The organism is Catenulispora pinistramenti, from assembly GCF_018274385.1.
Taxonomy (GTDB): Bacteria; Actinomycetota; Actinomycetes; order Streptomycetales; family Catenulisporaceae; genus Catenulispora; species Catenulispora pinistramenti.
Genome location: NZ_JAAFYZ010000044.1, coordinates 43412 through 59429 on the forward strand (window position 1 = coordinate 43412; position 16018 = coordinate 59429).

Sequence of the window (16018 nt, forward strand, 5' to 3'; positions counted from 1 at the left end):
GAGTCGGCTTCAGTGCCGGTATTGATCGTCGGGGCCGGACTGGCCGGCCTGTCCAGTGCGGCGTTCTTGGCGGCGCGCGGTGTGGACGTGCTGTTGGTCGAGCGGCATCCCGGGACCTCGCTGTTCCCCGCGGCCGTGGGGCAGAACCTGCGCACGATGGAGTTGCTGGGCTTCGGCGGGATCGCCGAACGGGTGCCGATGCTGCCGCCGGGGCTGTCCGCGTTCCGGGTCCGGATCGCTGCCACGCTGCCCGGACCGACCTTTCACGAGACGGTCTCCGAGACCGACACCTCGCAAGTCAATGCCCTGTCTCCGGCCAGGCTCGGCACGGCGGGCCAGGACAAGATGGAGCCGATTCTGCGCCGGCGTGCTGAAGAGCTCGGCGCCGATCTGCGCTTCGACACCGAGCTGGTGTCCTTCGGCCAGGACGACGACGGCGTCACCGCCGTGCTCCGCGACCGCGACGGCCTGACGAGCGAGGTGCGGGCCGCCTACCTCGTCGCCGCCGACGGCAACCGCAGCGGCGTGCGCGAGGCGCTCGGCGTCGGCCGGCACGGTTCCGGCACCCTGGGGCACAACGTCAGCATCATCTTCGACGTCGACCTCGCCGGCCTGCTCGACCCGGAGCCGCCGACGCTGCACGTGCTGCACAACGAGCACGCCAACGGCGTCTTCATCACCGTCGACGCCGCCGTCAACCGGCACCTGTACAGCGTCAACTACGACCCGGCCGCCGGCCAGTCGCCCGAGGACTTCACCCCCGAACGCTGCGTCGAGCTGATCCGGCTGATCACCGAGCTGCCGGACCTGGAGCCGGATATCAGGGCCGTGCGACCGTGGGACACGGCCGCCATGGTCGCGGACCGCTTCCGCGTCGGCCGGGTCCTGCTGGCCGGCGACGCCGCCAAGGTCACCCCGCCCAGCGGCGGCCTCGGCGGCAACACGGCCATCGGCGACGCCTACGACTTGGCGTGGAAGCTCGCCGCGGTCCTCGACTCGACCGCCGGACCGGAACTGCTGGACACCTACGACGCCGAGCGACGCCCGATCGCGGACCGCGTGGTGCTGGAGGCGGAGCGCCTGGCGGGCAACCGCGGCCCGGCGACGGCAGGAGACGGGGGCAGGGAGGGCGAAGAGCTTTCCGACGAGCAGCGCGCGGCCAGGCTGGTCCTCGGCTTCCGCTATCGCTCGGCAGCGGTCATCAGCGATCCCGCGGACGAGGACTCCGCAGACACCGACTCGGCAGGCACCGACTCCGCAGGCACCGACTCCGCAGGCACCGACTCGTCGGACACTGACTCGGCAGGCACCGACTCGTCGGACACCGACTCGGCAGATACCTACTCCACAGATCCCGAGGACCCGAACCACCCGAGCGGCCGCCCCGGATTCCGCGCCCCGCACGTGTGGCTGCATCGCGACGGCGAGAAGCTGTCGACCGTGGACCTGTTCGGCCACGGCTTCGTATTGCTGACAGGAGCGGAAGGCGGAATCTGGACCGCCGCCGCGGACGATGTAGCCGCACGCCTCGGCATCACCTTGCAGGCCCACACGATCGCCGAGGACCTGACCGGCTACGGCATCGAAGCATCCGGCGCGAGCCTGGTCCGCCCCGACGGTGTCATCGCCTGGCGCACCACCGAAGCGCCCGACGACCCGGCAGCCGTCCTGCTCCAGGCACTCACGACAGTTCTGGCTCGCTGAGGTCTGCCCGAACTCCGGCCCGGCCCGCGATCCTCGCCACCTCGTCGAAGTCGGCCTCCGCATTGAGCGCACGCACGATCTCCGCAGTCAGCGCTTCCCCGCCGAACACCGCCCGCACCGACTCCAGGTCGATCTCCCGCTCGAAGTAGCTCTGAGCGTGTGACAGATACGCGGCGACGCTCCCGTCCGCGATGTCGTCGAACAGCCACTCCGACCCGTCAGTGAAGGGCGCATCGTCATCGAAGCTGACCGGCCCGTGCCGCCACGCGCTGTCACCCGCCTCGCGCCAGACGCACACGGTGGCGTCGAAGAAGTCCTCGAACAGGAACGCCTCCTCCTCGGTCCACCGAGCGAGCGCCGCCGGAAGCCCGTCGAGCAGGCCCGGCCAGTGCGCACGCGGCTCGTCACGCCAGGGCGTCGCCTCAGACATGTGGTCGAAACCGTAGAGGAACACCCCGGCCGACTCGAAGACGATGTTCCAGCGGTCGCCGCCGCCGTTGTCCATGTGGGCGAGGTCCACGCCGGACCGCCAGGCGGCGGTGAAGTGGTACTTCGGGTATTCGATGTCGAATACGGCATCCAGCACGCCGAAGGCGCGGCAGGCGGCACGCAGCGCGTCGGGCTCGGGGAGCCGGGCTGCCAGATCTCGAACGGTCACCTCGCTAGTGAACAGCCGACCGCCGACATCCAGCCCGCCGAAGCAACTGCCGAGTCGCCCAACTGCCGAGTTGCCAGTCAGTCGGCCTACAGCGCCGCCAAGCCACCGACCTGCCGCGCCGCCCCACTACCGAATCAACCCCACCGGCAGATCCCCGATCGAAGGCTTCGAAACATGCAGCACCTCATACCGCTCCGTAGCCTCGACATCCCCCGGCACCGCATCGGCCCACAAAGCGAACTCCACCAACTCCCACCGCGTCGGGTCGATCGCCAGCCCGACCGTGTGCGCCCCATCGCGCCGCGCCATCCGCTCAGCCTCCGCGGCCGTCTCCGCCAGCCACGCGCCCAGCGTGTCGTCGAACACCGGCACCGGTCGCGTCCGCCGCGAAGCCGCCCGCGGCAACGCCTCCGCTGCCCGCGCGGGTCCGGCGTAGTGCGCGACGCCCGTCCACTGCCGTACCGGTACCCGCCCGAAGCTGCGGATGATCCGCTCGAATCCGTTGTCCGCGAACAGGAAGCTGCTCATCGCGCCGGTGTCGCTCCAGAAGTAGAACGGAGCGTACTGATTCACCGGCGAGCCCTTCGCCGCCTCGCGGATCGCGTACGCCTTGAAGCCCACGCCCTCCCGTTCGTCGAGCACGGGCTTGGCCTTCTCCACCCGCTCGCGCAGGATGTTCATGTCGTAGTCGGCGGGCAGGGAGATCTCATACTGCATCGCGTACATCAGCGCTCTCCAAGCAAGGGAAGGATTCCGGCTATGGCGTTGTCGAACAGGGCGGGGTCGTCGGCCGCGCGGGCCAGCACGTAGCCGCCCTGCATCGCCGCGACGATCGCGGCGGCGGTGTTCGTGGGGTTCAGGGCCGGAGGCAGCGAGCCGTCCGCCACGCCCTCGGTGACCAGATCCGCGATCCGGCCGCGCAGCCGCGCCAGCGTCTGTGTGACCGGGGCCTTCAGCAGCGGGTCGGCCATGATGTCCGGGTCCTGCGTCAGGCCGCCGATCGGACAGCCGCGCAGTACGTCGCGCTGGCGCAGCAGGTAGGCGGTCAGGCGCTCGCGGGCGGTGCCGGGCCCGGTGAACTGGAGCTCGGCCAGGGCGCTCATCTCCTCGGCCGTGCGCTCGATGGCGGCGCGCGCCAGGGCGGGCTTGCCGTCGAAGTGGTGGTACATGCTGCCCTGGCCCGCCCCCGCGCGCTGCTGGATGGCCTTCGGGCTGGTGCCCACGTATCCACGCTCCCAGAGAAGCTCTCTGGTGCTCTCGATGAGCCGGTCTGCCGTGTCCATGACGCTGACTGTACATACTAGTAGGTACAGAGCGCAAGGCGTTCTTCTCTGCTGGCACGCCAAGTGCCATACTCCGCGCCATGACCCTTAAGGGAATGAAGCGTACGGCCCAGACCCTGGCCCGCCAGCCGTGGTTCGTGGCGGTCGGGAAGCACACCATCCCGCGCGTGGACCGTGTCCTGTACAAGGTGACGCGCGGCCGCGTCGGCGCCATGAGCCCGTCCGGCCTGACCGGGTTGCTGCTCACCACGGTCGGCCGCAAGACCGGCAAGGAACGCAACGTGCCGCTGCTCTACGTCGGCCACGAGGGCAAGTACTACCTCACCGGCTCGAACTGGGGGCAGGAGCACCATCCGGTGTGGACGCTGAACCTGATGGCGAACCCGGACGCGACGCTGACCGTCAAGGGCAAGAAGATCCCGGTCACGGCGCGGCTGCTGGAAGGCGAGGAGCGGACGGACATCTGGCCGGTGCTGACCAAGACCTGGCCCAACTTCGACGTCTACACCGAGCGCAGCGGCCGGGAGCTGCGGGTCTTCGAACTGACGCCGCGCTGAGGCGCGGTCTCACTTCAAAGCGGCGGAGATCTCGGCCGCCGCCTGGATCACCCGCGGCGCGATCTTGGCGCTGTCCAGCGGGGCGAACGACACCACCCCGACGCTCGCCTCCAGCCCCGGCACGTCCCGGATCGGCGCCGCGATCCCGTGCGCACCGGCCTGCAACTCGCCCTCGCTCACGGTGTAGAGCGACGCGGGATCCCTATGGCTGGCCTTCGATCCGGCAGTCGACCCAGAGCCCGACCCGGCAGTCGACCCAGCGCCCGACCTGGCCTTCGAGCCAGCGTTCAGGCCAGCATTCGGGCCGGCCTTCGAGTCAGCATTCGACCCGGCACTCTGGCCGGCTTTCGAGTCAGCGTTCGAGTCAGTCCTCGACCCGGCGTTCATCCCGGTGTTCATCCCGGTGTTCATCCCAGCGTTCGTCCCAGAGCTAAACACAAGCCCGGAAACCGAGCGCCCCAAAAGGATCGCCTTCCCAGCGGCCCCCTGAGCCAGCCGATGCCGCGACCCCACCCGATAGCCCACGTGGTAGTCCGTCCACGTCGGCTCGACCACCGCGATCGCCAGCGCGTCCGGCCCCTCGGCGACCGTCAGATGCGCCGTCGCCCCGACCTCCTCGGCCAGCCGCCGCAGCGGTGGCGTCGCGGCCTCCCGCAGCAGCGGGTGCACCCGCGCGGCCAGCCGCAGCACCCCGACCCCGAGATGCACCCGGCCGTCCGGGTCCCGGCGCGCCAGCCCGTGCGCCTCCAGCGTGGCGACCAGGCGGTAGCCGGCGGTGCGCGGCGCTCCGACGCGTTCGGCCAGTTGGGCGACCGTCAGCCCGGCGGTGGCGTCGGCCAGTGCCGAGAGCACCCGGATCCCCCGGTCCAGAGTCTGGCTGGTCTCCGGTTCCGGCGCGGGTTCGGTGCGGGTCATACGCGCAGCTTAGAACGTCGGTGGCGCATACTCGACGGATGGGCATCGACGATGATCTGTTCCGGCGGCAGCGGCTTCTCCAGGGCGAGGCGGAGGCCGTCCTTGACGATCTGGACCTGCTCGCCGTGCTGGAGGCCGTCGGCGATCCGATCCGCACCGGCAGCTCCGCGCTCGGCGTGATGGTGAAGCCGGACATCGACGTGACCACCGCCTGCACCGGCCTGGACCTGCCCACCTTCGACGCCGTCACGCAGCTCGCCGCCCGGCTCTCCCGGCACGAGCGGGTGCAGCAGGTGACGTTCCGGAACGACACCGGCGGCTGGAACGCCGAGCCCGACAAGTACCCCGACGGCCTGTTCCTCCAAGTCCGCTACCGCTCCACCCGCCCCCGCGACTGGGGCCTGGACCTGTGGTTCGTCGACGACCCCGCACGGCAGCCGGACCTGGCCCACCTGCGCACGCTGCTCCCGCGGCTCACCGACGAGACCCGCGAGGCCATCCTGCGCATCAAGGAGGAGTGGACGCCGCGTCCCGAATACGGCCGGCAGGTCAATGGGACGCTGATTTATGAGGCTGTGCTTGACGGGGGAGTACGGACGCTTCCGGACTTCGCGGAGTACTTGGAGCAGGACGCGGCAGCCCGGGCCTAGGCAGCCGCGCCACCCCGGCCCCGACCTTGCGCCCCACCCAGCGCCACACCGCCTCCGGCAGGAACACCGCGTCGGCGACCATCATCGCGGCCGAGAACAGCGGCAGGCCCATCACGACCGCGATCGAGAAGTGCATCCCGACCAGTGCCACCAGGCACGGGTACTTCAGCCACTTGCTGAACACGGCGAACGGGAAGGCGATCTGCACGAATACCGTCAGGTAAGCCACGATCGCGATCGTCACGCTCTGGCCGGCCATGAAGTTCGACAGCCCGGGCCACGGCCGGAACCAGTCCAGGTGCAGCGTGTAGTACAGCGCCGTCCCGTTCTGCCAATAAGAGCCCTGCGACTTGTAGAGTCCGGCCGCCGCGTAGACCACGCAGGCCTGCGCGGCTATCACCAGCACCGCCGCGTTGTGCAGGAAGGTGACGATCTCCTCGCGGGTCCGGTCCAGCTCCCCGACCGCCTGCCAGCCCGGGCTGTCGGGCCAGGTGAACTCCGGGATCCCGCGGGCCCGGCGCTTCTCGGCCTGCCGCCGCCTGCGCCGCGAGTCCAGCGACCAGACCGCTCCGCACCGGCTGAAGGCCAGGTAGATGGCCATCAGGCCCATGACGTTGTCGCCGCCGTCGGTGAGGAACACGTCGCGGCCGGTGAACGCCATTATGGTGAGCGCGAAGCAGACCGACGTGGCCCGGGTGCGCCAGCCCAGCAGCATCAGCAGGCAGATCAGGATCGCCGCGTGGTACCAGAACTGGAACCAGACGTTCCCGCCGTGGCCGAGGAACGTGTACCACCAACGGTCCACGGCGAACCAGTCCAGGCCCGGATCGTTGGCGAACTGCTGGTTCAGGGCCGGGGTCCAGGGGGCGTTCGGGCCCCACAGCGATTCGTGCTTCGGGTACTCGTGCAGCAGGAAGATCAGGTAGAGCGAGCCGTAGCCGATACGCAGGACCGCGGTGCCGTAGAGGGCGATCGCATGGGTGGTCAGCCGGGTGACGGACTGGCCGATCGTCTGGACCAGCCACACCAGCGGCTGGTCGCGGAAGCCGGGGCGCCGGGCGGCGGCCATCGCGAGTGCGACCGCCGCGGCGGCCGTGGCGTCGGCAGCGGCAGCGTCCCCGCCGCCGGCGGCCGCGTCGGAGGCGGCGGTCGTGTCGGTCGTGTCAGCCGCGGCCGTCGTGCCGGTCGTGCCGACCGCGGCGGTCGTGCCGGTCGTGCCGACCGCGGCGGTCGTGTCGGGCATGCCGACCGCGGCCGTCGTGTCGGTCGTGCCGGTCGTGTCGTTGACGTCCGAGGTCACGGTGCCACGCTCCCGTTCGGGCAGCCGTAGGAGACCACGTCGGCGGAGACCTGGCGCCACGGGATGATGTGCACCGACGGTTGCTGGACCTGGTTCGGGGTCTCGGCCGGCGCGATGTCGGTGGTGGTGACCCGGAACTCGATGTTCTCTATCTTGTTCGGCGCCACCCCGTCCTCCGCGCTGCGCGGCTTGATCCGCTCCAGCGCGATGTTCACCAGGTACTGCCGCATCATGTCGCCGCGGTCGGAGGTGGGGACGTCGTTGTCGTCATGGGTGGCCGCGTAGCCGTCGGTCCAGGCCCGGCGCAGTTCGTTCTGCTCGGTGTGGCCCGGGAACGGGTTGTGCAAGATGGTGTCGTAGTCCATCTGCGAGAGGTTGTACCAGGGTGTGACGCTGCTGTAGCAGTCGGTCGAGACCCTGGCCTCGATGGTGAAGTTCTGGGACATCGGGTTCGGCGCGAACAGCCGCCAGTTCTGCTCGAACCACGGATACACCCACTTGGCGATGGGTGTGGCGAACTTGGTGCTGACCGTGTTGGTCGGCGAGTTCGTGAGGAACGTGATGGTCAGGTGGTACATCGCCAGCAGCGAGATGCCGAGGACGGCGACGCCCAGGACCGCCCGGGACCACCACGGACGCGGTGTCTGTGGCCGGGGTTCCTGCTGCGGGGGTTCGGGAATGGGCGCGGCGGGTTCCTCGATCGGCTCGGACACGCAGCAAAACTAGCCCATATCGGCATCCGTGGTAACGCCGTTTCGGCAAGTCGTGACGTCCGTGACCTAATGCGACTCCTGAGAAACCCCTGGAGCAACCCTTACCCCTCCGGGTGCTCGGTGCCGTGCTCCGCGGCGCACACTTCGGTCAGCGGCAGCACCCGGTAGGGCACCGGATTCGCCATCGCGATCACCGTCGAGGTCCGCTGGATGCCCTCGAACGAGACCAGTTTGTCGATCACCCGCTGCATGTCGGCGTTGGACCGCGCGACGATACGGCACAACATGTCGCCGGCGCCGGTGATCGTGTGCATCTCCAACAGCTCCGGGATGGCCGCCAGATGCTCGCGGACCTCCGCGCCGCGGCCCTGCCGGATCTCCAGCGTCGCGAACGCCGTCACCCCGTAGCCCAGCGCCACCGGGTCGATCGCCGGCCCGAACCCGCGCACGACGCCGCGCGCCTGCAACCGGTCCAGCCGGGCCTGCACCGTCCCGCGCGCGACCCCCAGCCGCCGCGACGCCTCGAGGATCCCGATCCGCGGCTCCTCGGTGAGCAGGGCCAGCAGCCGGGCGTCCAGGTCGTCGATGGAGGGAACGGATGAGGGCATATCGGATGTTTCCCTTCCATGTCGGGTTTGCGATGATGTGTCGCTGGTCACACTGTACAGAAACGCTCCCCAAGGGGCACCAGTACTGAGCAGATTGTATAGCTCTCTGACCTCCTGTTGCGCACTTTGATCTGTGGATCGATGGTGAGGACATGACCGATACCGCTGTCACCACCGCCGCTGCCAGCCCGTCCACCGATGCCAAGGACCCGTTCCCGGTCAAGGGGATGGACGCCGTCGTGTTCGCCGTCGGCAACGCCAAGCAGGCAGCCCACTACTACTCCACCGCCTTCGGCATGAAGGTGGTCGCCTATTCGGGCCCTGAGACCGGACGCACCGACCGGGTGGCGTACGTCCTGGAGTCCGGCAGCGCGCGCTTCGTGCTGAAGGGCTCGGTCCGCCCGGGCACCGACGTCGCCAAGCACGTCGCCGAACACGGGGACGGCGTCACCGACCTGGCGATCGCCGTCCCGGACGTCTACGCCGCCTACGAGTACGCCGTCGCGCACGGCGCCACCGGCCTGGAGAAGCCGCACGAGATCGAGGACGAGAACGGCGTCCTGGTCCGGGCCGCGATCGCCGCCTACGGGGACACCCGGCACTCGCTGGTGGACCGCTCGCGCTACAAGGGCGTCTACGCCCCCGGCTACGTCGAGCGCGCGCCGCTGGTCGAGCCGAACGCCCGCATCTTCCAGGCCATCGACCACTGCGTCGGCAACGTCGAGCTCGGCCGGATGGACGAATGGGTCGAGTTCTACCACAAGGTCATGGGCTTCACGAACATGGCCGAGTTCATCGGCGACGACATCGCCACCGACTACTCGGCGCTGATGTCGAAGGTGGTCGCCGACGGCAGCCGCAAGGTGAAGTTCCCGCTGAACGAGCCGGCGATCGCGAAGAAGAAGTCGCAGATCGATGAGTACCTGGAGTTCTACGGCGGTCCCGGCGTGCAGCACATCGCGCTGAACACCGGCGACATCCTGGCCACCGTGGACGCGATGCGCGCCGCGGGCGTGGAGTTCCTGGACACCCCGGACTCCTACTACCAGGACGAGGAGCTGCGGGACCGGATCGGCACCGTGCGCGTGCCGGTCGAGGAGTTGCAGAAGCGCAAGATCCTGGTCGACCGGGACGAGGAGGGCTACCTGCTGCAGATCTTCACCAAGCCGGTGCAGGACCGCCCGACGGTGTTCTTCGAGCTGATCGAGCGGCACGGCAGCCAGGGCTTCGGCAAGGGCAACTTCAAGGCGCTCTTCGAGGCCATCGAGCGCGAGCAGGAGCGCCGCGGCAACCTGTGAGCCCCCGGCGGGGCTTCTACTGCAAAGTACGTAGTACCTGGTCATAGTGGCGGGTGTCTGGATTCCCCAAGGTTGCGTAAGGAATCCCGGCACCCGTACAGCTTTGGGCGGCAGTGTTCTAGGCTCGGTGATCGTGGAGAGTTCACCGCGTCCCGGTTATTACCCAGACCCCTCAGTGCCCGGATACATCCGGTATTGGGATGGTTCGAAGTGGGTCCCGGGTACCAGCAAGCCGATGCCGAAGAAGGCCGGTGGCGGCGCGGACGCGGATGTGGTCGTGGAATCCGGCGCGGTGCCCCCGCCGCCGCGGGCCGCCGGTGCCTCGGCTGCCGGGTCGTCGCAGGACGATTCGGCGGGCTCTGGGATATCCCGCACGGTCACCGAAGCGCCCGCCTCGTCGTCATCGCAGTCGCAGTCGCAGTCGCAGTCGCAGACGGCGAAGGCCCCGGCCTTCGCGCCGCCGCGTCCGCTGTCCGAGGTGAGCTTCGACGACGCGAAGCCCTCAGCGGACACGTTCCCCGGTCGCGGCGGCGCCCCGGAGTTCCCGGCCGCCATGCCGGACTTCCCGGCGGCCGCACCGGAGCCGAAGGCCCCGACGTTCACCGCGCCGAAATCGTTGTCGGACGCCAGTTTCGACGATTTGCTGCCCGACCCCATGCGCCTGTCACCGCCGCCGCCCGGCTTCGGAGCCGGGACCGGGGTCGGCGACCAGTCTGCGACGTCCCCGGTCGGCCCGGTGGCCAGCGCCTCCGGGATGGGCATCTCGATCACCGGCGGTCCGGGCCTGCACGTCGTGCCGAAGCAGACCCCCGCGCAGCTGTCGGCGGGCAGCCAGTCGCTGCGCATCCGGCTGCTGCGGCCGGACGGCAAGCCGTTCGACGGCCCGGAGATCACCACCGGCCCCAAGCAGTCCGACGGGCCGCAGGGCGCGTCCCGCACCGAGTTCGACGGCCCGCGCGGACCGAAGAAGCAGGCGCCCAAGATCGTGGTGAAGGCCGGGCCGCTGGAGCGCGCCGGGCACACGCTGGCGGTCCTGCTGATCTCGGCGATCGGCATCGTGCCGCTGGGCTACTTGATGTCGCAGTCGGTCCACGACCGCGAGGACAAACTCGCCGAGACGATCAGCGTGCCGACGAAGATGAACGTCCTGAACGGGACCTCCGAGGCCTACCTCGGCGGGATGGTCGCGGTGCTGCTGGTCGTGACGGTGCTGTACTGGACGCGCCTGAAGCGCCGGCGCGCGCGGTAGCTCACCAGCCGCCGGGCTCGTACTGGAAGTGCAGCATGCCCGGGGTGTTGTGCCGGGTGGGCGCCCGCGACCAGGACCAGGCGCCGATCGTGATCTCGACGCACAGATGGTGCGGATCCGCGATCGAGCGCCCGATCGTCCGCTGCGGCAGGGCACTGAGTCGCACGGCGGCGCGACGGAACGACTCGCGGCCGCCGGTGACGAACACCGTGTCACCGGCGTTGTCGAAGTTCAGCACGTCGCGGTACTCCCGGTGCAGCATGCGGGAGTAGTCCGGCTCCTCATCCGGATCCGGGGCCGGCAGCCGGGCCGTGTGCGCCGCGCCGCTGCCGAGCCGGGCGCGGATCGCCTTCCAGCGCGAGGGCCGCAGCTGGAGCGAGGCGTAGGACAGCACCAGATCGACGCTGTGGCCCTGGAAGCGCGACAGGTTCTGCCGCATCGGGACGTAGACGATCGATCGCGGCGAGGCGGCTGCCAGCGCCCACAGGACGGTCAGCTGCTTGAAGGCGTCGAGGTCGGCGAAGCCGGAGTACCAGAGGCTCTCGTCATGCAGGACCAGCCGCGGCGCCGGGCGGTCCGGGCGGATCACCCGGTACTCACGCCCGTCCATGCCGACATGGCTTATCCGGGTCCTGAGTTCCAGCTTCCCCGATTTCCCCGCCACGCCGGCCATCTTGCCCGGCCGCGACGGCGCCGGGCCAGCCGGTTTCGGCTAGGTGTTCGGCGACCGGCCGTGCTTCGGGCGGCGAGTGTGCTGCGACCGGCCGTGCTTCGAGCGGCGAGTGTGCTGCGACTGGCCGTGCTTCGACCGGCGAGCGTGCTGCGACCGGCCCTGCTCCGACCGGCGAGCGTGCTGCGATGCTGTGTTGGTGTTGGTGTTGGTGTTGGTGTTGGTGTTGGTGTTGGTGTTGGTGTTGGTGTTGGTGTTGGTGTTGGTGTTGGTGCCGGTGCCGGTGCCGGTGCCGGTGCCGGTGCTTTGCTCGGCCCTGCCGCGACGCCTTGTCTGAGTCTGCGCCGGTACCTCGCTCAGCCCTGCGCCGCCGACACGATCTCCACTCCCGCAGCCCGCATCTCCGCCAACGCCGCAGCCGTCGACCCCTCAGCCACCCCGGCGACCAAGCCGTCGAGCAGCCGAGTCCGCAGCCCGGACTTCACCGCGTCCAGCGCCGTGGCCCGCACGCAGTAGTCCGTCGCGATCCCGACCACGTCCACCTCGTCCACACCGCGGGCCCGCAGCCAGTCGCCCAGCGGCGTGTCCGCGCCGTCCACGGCCTCGAAGCCGCTGTACGCGGCCTGGAACGCGCCCTTGGAGAAGACCTCGTCGACGTGCGTGCGGTCGAAGTCCGGGTGGAACTCCGCACCCTTCGTCCCGGCCACGCAGTGCACCGGCCAGCTGCTCACGTAGTCCGGCTCGGCCGCGAAGTGCGAGCCGGGGTCGGTGTGCCAGTCGCGGGTGGCGACCACGTGCTCGAAGCCGCCGCGGCCCGGGCCGGCCAGCAGCCCGGTGACGCCGGCCGCGACGGCCGAGCCGCCGGAGACCGGCAGCGAGCCGCCTTCGCAGAAGTCGTTCTGGACGTCGACGACGATCAGTGCGCGCGTCATGCTCGGTCTCTCTTCTTAGGCGCTGTAAGGGTTTCAGGCGCTGTCTTTAACTCTGGCCTTAACGCTGGCCCAACCACGGGCCCAACCACGGGCCCAACCACGGGCCCAACGACGGATCCAACCGCTAGCTCGATCGTTAGCTCGATCGTTAGCTCGATCGTTAGCTCGATCGTTAGCTCGATCGTTAGCTCGATCGCTACCTTGAGGGCTAGCTCGGATACACCGTCGGAATCGCCGGCTCGCCCCGCGACAGCTGCGTGGACCACGGCGGCAGCTCGGCGCGCGAGGCCTCGTGCCGTTCGCGGATCTCGGCCAGCGTCGGCCGGGCGATCACCTCGCCCTTGGCGACGTACTGCATCAGCAGGTCGCGGCCCTCGGACTTCAGCGCCTCGGGCGCGGAGCCGGTGCCGATCACCTCCTCCTGCGCCACGCCGTCGGAGCCGATGCGGCGCCAGGCGTACTTGCGGCCGCCGCGGGTGGCCTTCTCAGAGGACTTCTTCGCCACCGGGACCATCGTCGCGCCCGGCTCGACGCTCGCGCCGCGCGCCACCAGCTTGTAGACCAGCCCGGCGGTCGGTGCGCCGGAGCCGGTGACCAGGGACGTGCCGACGCCGTAGGAGTCCACCGGCGCCGCGGCCAGCGCCGCGATCTGGAACTCGTCCAGGTCCGAGGTGACCACGATCTTGGTGTGCTTGGCGCCCAGCTCGTCCAGCTGCTTGCGCACCCGGTGCGCCATCCACAGCAGGTCGCCGGAGTCCAGCCGGACCGCGCCGAGGTCGGGGCCGGCGACGTCGACCGCGACCTTCACGGCCTCGGCGACGTCGTAGGTGTCGACCAGCAGCGTCGTGTCCCGGCCCAGGGTCTGCACCTGGACGCTGAACGCGTCGCGCTCGCTGTCGTGCAGCAGCACGAAGGCGTGCGCGGACGTGCCGGTCGTCGGGACGCCGTAACGGCGCCGGGCCTCCAGGTTCGAGGACGCCGCGAAGCCCGCCAGATACGAGGCGCGCGCGGCGGCCACGGCGGCCTCCTCATGCGTGCGCCGCGACCCCATCTCCAGGCACGGCCGGCCCATCGCCGCCGACGTCATCCGGGAGGCCGCCGAGGCGATCGCGCTGTCGTGGTTCAGCACCGACAGCACGAGGGTCTCCAGGAGCACCGCCTCGGCGAAGGTGGACTCGACGATCAGCAGCGGGGATCCGGGGAAGTAACACTCGCCCTCGGCGTAGCCGTGGACGTCGCCGGTGAAGCGATAGCCGGCGAGCCAGTCCCGGGTGACCTCGTCCACGATCCCGGACTCGTGCAGGAAGTCGCAGATGGCGGTGTCGAAGCGGAAGTCCTCCAGGGCGTCCAGGAGGCGTCCGGTGCCGGCGGCCACGCCGTAGCGGCGGCCGTCGGGCAGGCGGCGGGCGAAGACCTCGAACACCGAGCGTCGGTGGGCGGCCCCGCTGCGCAGGGCACCCTCCAGCATGGTGAGCTCATAGTGGTCCGTGAGGAGCGCGGTGCTGTTCACGATCTATCAGCGTAGTCTGGTGCAATGAGTGTCGCGCCGGTGGAGGTCGTTCCGGAGGCCACGGAGGAGACCCGGGCGGCCCCGGTGCAGGACCCGGTGTGGGTCACCGTGGTCTGGAACGACCCCGTGAACTTGATGAGTTATGTCACCTACGTGTTCATGACCTACTTCGGCTACAGCAAGGGCAAGGCCGAGCGGTTGATGCACGAGGTGCACAACCTCGGCAAGGCGATGGTGTCCACCGGCGGCCGGGAACAGATGGAGAAGGACGTGGCCGCGATGCATGGCTACGGCTTGTGGGCTACCGTGCAGCGCCAGGACGGCTGACGGACGCCGACGCCGACGCCGACGCCGAACACTTCCGGCCGACTCTCCGACTCTCCGGCTGACCGACGCCGACCGACGCCCACCGACCGCCCTATGACGCCTGTATGACGTCGAGCAACTGAAGAACCAGATCGGGGACCCCTACGTGCTGCAGCCCTTCAAGCGCCACCGCCGCTCCGGGGAGATCGTCGGCGCGTTCACCGACGGCCAGGCCGACGTCCTGCGCTTCCTGCTGACCGGCCAGCTCGCGCTGCTGGACGAGGAGGATCCGCTGGGCGACGAGCCGGACTCGCTGGCCGTCGCCCTGGGCATCGCCGACGGCCCGGTGAAGAAGCCGGACAACCCGGCCCTGGCCCGGCTGTTCCCGGACGCCTACGGCGACGCCGACGAGGCCGGCGAGTTCCGCCGGCTCACCGAGGCGGACCTGCGCGAGGGCAAGCGGGACCTGGCCCGCCAGGTCCTGGACACGCTCCGGGACTACCACCCCGGCGACAAGCTCGCGCTGGACGGCGACCAGGCCCGGGCCTGGCTCGGCGCGGTCAACGACATCCGGCTGGTCCTGGCGGTCTGGCTGGAGATCGAGGACGACGACGACAACCCCTTCGACCGCATCCGGGAGCAGGACGACCGCTACGAGATAGTGGTGATGTACCACTGGCTCGGCGCGTTGGTGGAGTGGCTGGTCGAAGCCCTGATGGGGTGAGACCGCCCGCCCGCACCGGGTGAAACCCGCGGCAGGGCATTGAGTCGGCCGCCCAGGTGTGCCAGCATCCTGCGTCATGACAGAGGCGCCAGAGGCGGTTTCCTACACCCCTAGGCGGGTGCGGCCGCTGGGCCGGCTCCAGATCGACGACTGGCGGGTGAAGCTCCACGGGCTTGGCGCGACCGGTGACGGCGAACTCGAACCCGCCGCCCGCGAAGGGGCCCGCAAAGCCGCGACGGAGGCCTTACCCCGGCCCGGGATCGGCGGCGGGCGCTACGGGGTCGGTTTCGTGATCGCGCACCGGTCGACGAACGCTTACTCCTACGTCGTCGGCTGGTGGTCGTATGGCTGTCTGCTGTCGACGGCCGCGTACTCGGCCCGGTTCTCCGATCCCGCGGACATCGCCCGCTGCCCGGCCCGGCAGGCCGGCTGCGTGTGGGAGCTCGCGGTGATCGACCACGAGCGGCGGGCCTGGACCCGGACCATGCTGCGGGCCGGGGCGGACGGTGATCTGGACGGGTACCTGGACACGGTGCTGTCCGGGAAGGTCTGATCGCGCCGCATATGAGAGCACTGCATCGGGAGCGGGCATTGAGAGCGGGCATTGAGAGCGTTGCGTTGAGGGCGTGACGAAAGCAGCGGGGCCCCTGGAATCCCAGGGGCCCCGCTGCTTGTGGCGCGACGTGGCTGACTAGTCAGCGGACTAGTTGGCGGACTAGTTAGCCGAGCCGGACTTGCGACGGGCAGCCATGACCGCTCCGGCGCCCAGCACCAGGGCTCCGGCGGCGATGCCCGCGTAGTCGAGGACGTCGGTGCCGGTGTGCGGCAGCTGCCCGATCTCCTCGTGGTGACGGTGGTGGTGGTGATGGTGGTGCTGCGGCGGCGTTCCCGGCGGAGGCGGGGTCACCGGCGGCGGAGGCGTCACCGGGGGCGGCGGGAAC

19 protein-coding genes and 1 pseudogene are annotated in these 16018 nt (G+C 69.9%); 9 read left to right on the forward strand and 11 right to left on the reverse strand.

Annotated features, from left to right (window positions below):
* The first annotated feature begins 12 nt into the window (after nt 1-12).
* Nucleotides 13-1704 carry an FAD-dependent oxidoreductase gene (locus tag KGQ19_RS15265; RefSeq protein ID WP_212009796.1) on the forward strand — a complete coding sequence of 564 codons (1692 nt, stop codon included), beginning with the start codon at nt 13-15 and terminating at the stop codon, nt 1702-1704.
* On the opposite strand, the gene KGQ19_RS15270 is transcribed toward KGQ19_RS15265, so the two are convergent.
* The 3 genes from KGQ19_RS15270 to KGQ19_RS15280 all read right to left on the reverse strand — a co-directional run bounded on the left by KGQ19_RS15270 (nt 1682) and on the right by KGQ19_RS15280 (nt 3645).
* Nucleotides 1682-2362, reverse strand: coding sequence for a hypothetical protein (locus tag KGQ19_RS15270; RefSeq protein WP_212009797.1), 681 nt, complete (start codon nt 2360-2362; stop codon nt 1682-1684). The two genes, KGQ19_RS15265 and KGQ19_RS15270, sit on opposite strands and share 23 nt — an antisense overlap.
* A gap of 126 nt (nt 2363-2488) precedes the next feature.
* Nucleotides 2489-3088, reverse strand: a complete 600-nt coding sequence (locus KGQ19_RS15275) for a DUF4865 family protein (RefSeq protein WP_212009798.1) — start codon at nt 3086-3088, stop codon at nt 2489-2491.
* Complete coding sequence (locus tag KGQ19_RS15280) at nt 3088-3645, reverse strand: TetR/AcrR family transcriptional regulator (protein WP_212009799.1); 558 nt, start codon at nt 3643-3645, stop codon at nt 3088-3090. The genes KGQ19_RS15275 and KGQ19_RS15280 overlap by 1 nt, the downstream gene beginning before the upstream one ends.
* A 95-nt stretch (nt 3646-3740) precedes the next feature.
* Between KGQ19_RS15280 and KGQ19_RS15285 the strand changes: the two genes are divergently transcribed.
* Complete coding sequence (locus tag KGQ19_RS15285; RefSeq protein WP_230418688.1) at nt 3741-4202, forward strand: nitroreductase/quinone reductase family protein; 462 nt, start codon at nt 3741-3743, stop codon at nt 4200-4202.
* Nucleotides 4203-4643: 441 nt separating this feature from the next.
* Here KGQ19_RS15285 and KGQ19_RS52770 read toward each other — a convergent pair.
* Nucleotides 4644-5117 (reverse strand): annotated as a pseudogene (locus tag KGQ19_RS52770) (IclR family transcriptional regulator); the annotation flags it as partial.
* A gap of 38 nt (nt 5118-5155) precedes the next feature.
* Between KGQ19_RS52770 and KGQ19_RS15295 the strand changes: the two are divergent.
* Nucleotides 5156-5767 carry a hypothetical protein gene (locus KGQ19_RS15295; RefSeq protein ID WP_212009801.1) on the forward strand — a complete coding sequence of 204 codons (612 nt, stop codon included), beginning with the start codon at nt 5156-5158 and terminating at the stop codon, nt 5765-5767.
* Here KGQ19_RS15295 and KGQ19_RS49625 read toward each other — a convergent pair.
* From KGQ19_RS49625 to KGQ19_RS15310, 3 genes are all read right to left on the reverse strand, one after another.
* Complete coding sequence (locus KGQ19_RS49625) at nt 5667-7067, reverse strand: HTTM domain-containing protein (RefSeq protein ID WP_212009802.1); 1401 nt, start codon at nt 7065-7067, stop codon at nt 5667-5669. The two genes, KGQ19_RS15295 and KGQ19_RS49625, sit on opposite strands and share 101 nt — an antisense overlap.
* Complete coding sequence (locus KGQ19_RS15305) at nt 7064-7780, reverse strand: DUF5819 family protein (RefSeq protein ID WP_212009803.1); 717 nt, start codon at nt 7778-7780, stop codon at nt 7064-7066. Before KGQ19_RS15305 ends, KGQ19_RS49625 begins: the two co-directional genes overlap by 4 nt.
* Before the next feature lie 101 nt (nt 7781-7881).
* Nucleotides 7882-8388 carry an Lrp/AsnC family transcriptional regulator gene (locus tag KGQ19_RS15310; RefSeq protein WP_212009804.1) on the reverse strand — a complete coding sequence of 169 codons (507 nt, stop codon included), beginning with the start codon at nt 8386-8388 and terminating at the stop codon, nt 7882-7884.
* Between the two features lie 152 nt (nt 8389-8540).
* On the opposite strand from KGQ19_RS15310, the gene hppD reads away from it, so the two are divergent.
* Both hppD and KGQ19_RS15320 read left to right on the forward strand, forming a co-directional pair.
* Nucleotides 8541-9686, forward strand: coding sequence for a 4-hydroxyphenylpyruvate dioxygenase (hppD, locus tag KGQ19_RS15315; protein ID WP_212009805.1), 1146 nt, complete (start codon nt 8541-8543; stop codon nt 9684-9686).
* A 133-nt stretch (nt 9687-9819) separates the two neighbouring features.
* Entirely contained in the window at nt 9820-10935 is a 1116-nt protein-coding gene (locus tag KGQ19_RS15320) for a DUF2510 domain-containing protein (protein ID WP_212009806.1), read from the forward strand.
* Nucleotide 10936: 1 nt separating this feature from the next.
* Here the strand turns inward: KGQ19_RS15320 and KGQ19_RS15325 are convergent, their stop codons facing one another.
* Nucleotides 10937-11599, reverse strand: a complete 663-nt coding sequence (locus KGQ19_RS15325) for a hypothetical protein (protein ID WP_212009807.1) — start codon at nt 11597-11599, stop codon at nt 10937-10939.
* Nucleotides 11600-11804: 205 nt separating this feature from the next.
* On the opposite strand from KGQ19_RS15325, the gene KGQ19_RS15330 reads away from it, so the two are divergent.
* On the forward strand, nt 11805-11942 hold the full coding sequence (locus KGQ19_RS15330) for a hypothetical protein (protein WP_212009808.1): 138 nt from the start codon (nt 11805-11807) through the stop codon (nt 11940-11942).
* 19 nt (nt 11943-11961) lie between these two features.
* On the opposite strand, the gene KGQ19_RS15335 is transcribed toward KGQ19_RS15330, so the two are convergent.
* Both KGQ19_RS15335 and KGQ19_RS15340 read right to left on the reverse strand, forming a co-directional pair.
* Nucleotides 11962-12537: an isochorismatase family protein gene (locus KGQ19_RS15335; RefSeq protein ID WP_212009809.1), complete on the reverse strand. Its 576-nt coding sequence runs from the start codon at nt 12535-12537 to the stop codon at nt 11962-11964.
* A 208-nt stretch (nt 12538-12745) separates the two neighbouring features.
* A complete protein-coding gene (locus KGQ19_RS15340; protein ID WP_212009810.1) occupies nt 12746-14047 on the reverse strand; it encodes a nicotinate phosphoribosyltransferase in 1302 nt (433 codons plus the stop codon).
* A gap of 24 nt (nt 14048-14071) precedes the next feature.
* Between KGQ19_RS15340 and clpS the strand changes: the two genes are divergently transcribed.
* The 3 genes from clpS to KGQ19_RS15355 all read left to right on the forward strand — a co-directional run bounded on the left by clpS (nt 14072) and on the right by KGQ19_RS15355 (nt 15630).
* Nucleotides 14072-14374 carry an ATP-dependent Clp protease adapter ClpS gene (gene clpS, locus KGQ19_RS15345; RefSeq protein WP_212009811.1) on the forward strand — a complete coding sequence of 101 codons (303 nt, stop codon included), beginning with the start codon at nt 14072-14074 and terminating at the stop codon, nt 14372-14374.
* 145 nt (nt 14375-14519) lie between these two features.
* The gene (locus KGQ19_RS15350; RefSeq protein WP_212009812.1) at nt 14520-15077 is read left to right on the forward strand and encodes a DUF2017 domain-containing protein; all 558 of its coding nucleotides are present in this window, start codon (nt 14520-14522) and stop codon (nt 15075-15077) included.
* A 76-nt stretch (nt 15078-15153) separates the two neighbouring features.
* Complete coding sequence (locus tag KGQ19_RS15355) at nt 15154-15630, forward strand: hypothetical protein (RefSeq protein WP_212009813.1); 477 nt, start codon at nt 15154-15156, stop codon at nt 15628-15630.
* Between the two features lie 162 nt (nt 15631-15792).
* Here KGQ19_RS15355 and KGQ19_RS15360 read toward each other — a convergent pair.
* On the reverse strand, nt 15793-16018 hold a 226-nt coding region (locus KGQ19_RS15360; RefSeq protein ID WP_212009814.1), incomplete at its 5' end, for an LPXTG cell wall anchor domain-containing protein.

Coding starts and splice junctions, on each gene's coding strand:
- clpS (WP_212009811.1), top strand. CDS start 14,072: ATGAGTGTCGCGCCGGTGGAGGTCGTTCCGGAGGCCACGGAGGAGACC.
- KGQ19_RS15295 (WP_212009801.1), top strand. CDS start 5,156: ATGGGCATCGACGATGATCTGTTCCGGCGGCAGCGGCTTCTCCAGGGC.
- hppD (WP_212009805.1), top strand. CDS start 8,541: ATGACCGATACCGCTGTCACCACCGCCGCTGCCAGCCCGTCCACCGAT.
- KGQ19_RS15285 (WP_230418688.1), top strand. CDS start 3,741: ATGAAGCGTACGGCCCAGACCCTGGCCCGCCAGCCGTGGTTCGTGGCG.
- KGQ19_RS15280 (WP_212009799.1), bottom strand. CDS start 3,645: ATGGACACGGCAGACCGGCTCATCGAGAGCACCAGAGAGCTTCTCTGG.
- KGQ19_RS15310 (WP_212009804.1), bottom strand. CDS start 8,388: ATGCCCTCATCCGTTCCCTCCATCGACGACCTGGACGCCCGGCTGCTG.
- KGQ19_RS15335 (WP_212009809.1), bottom strand. CDS start 12,537: ATGACGCGCGCACTGATCGTCGTCGACGTCCAGAACGACTTCTGCGAA.
- KGQ19_RS15355 (WP_212009813.1), top strand. CDS start 15,154: ATGACAGAGGCGCCAGAGGCGGTTTCCTACACCCCTAGGCGGGTGCGG.
- KGQ19_RS15275 (WP_212009798.1), bottom strand. CDS start 3,088: ATGTACGCGATGCAGTATGAGATCTCCCTGCCCGCCGACTACGACATG.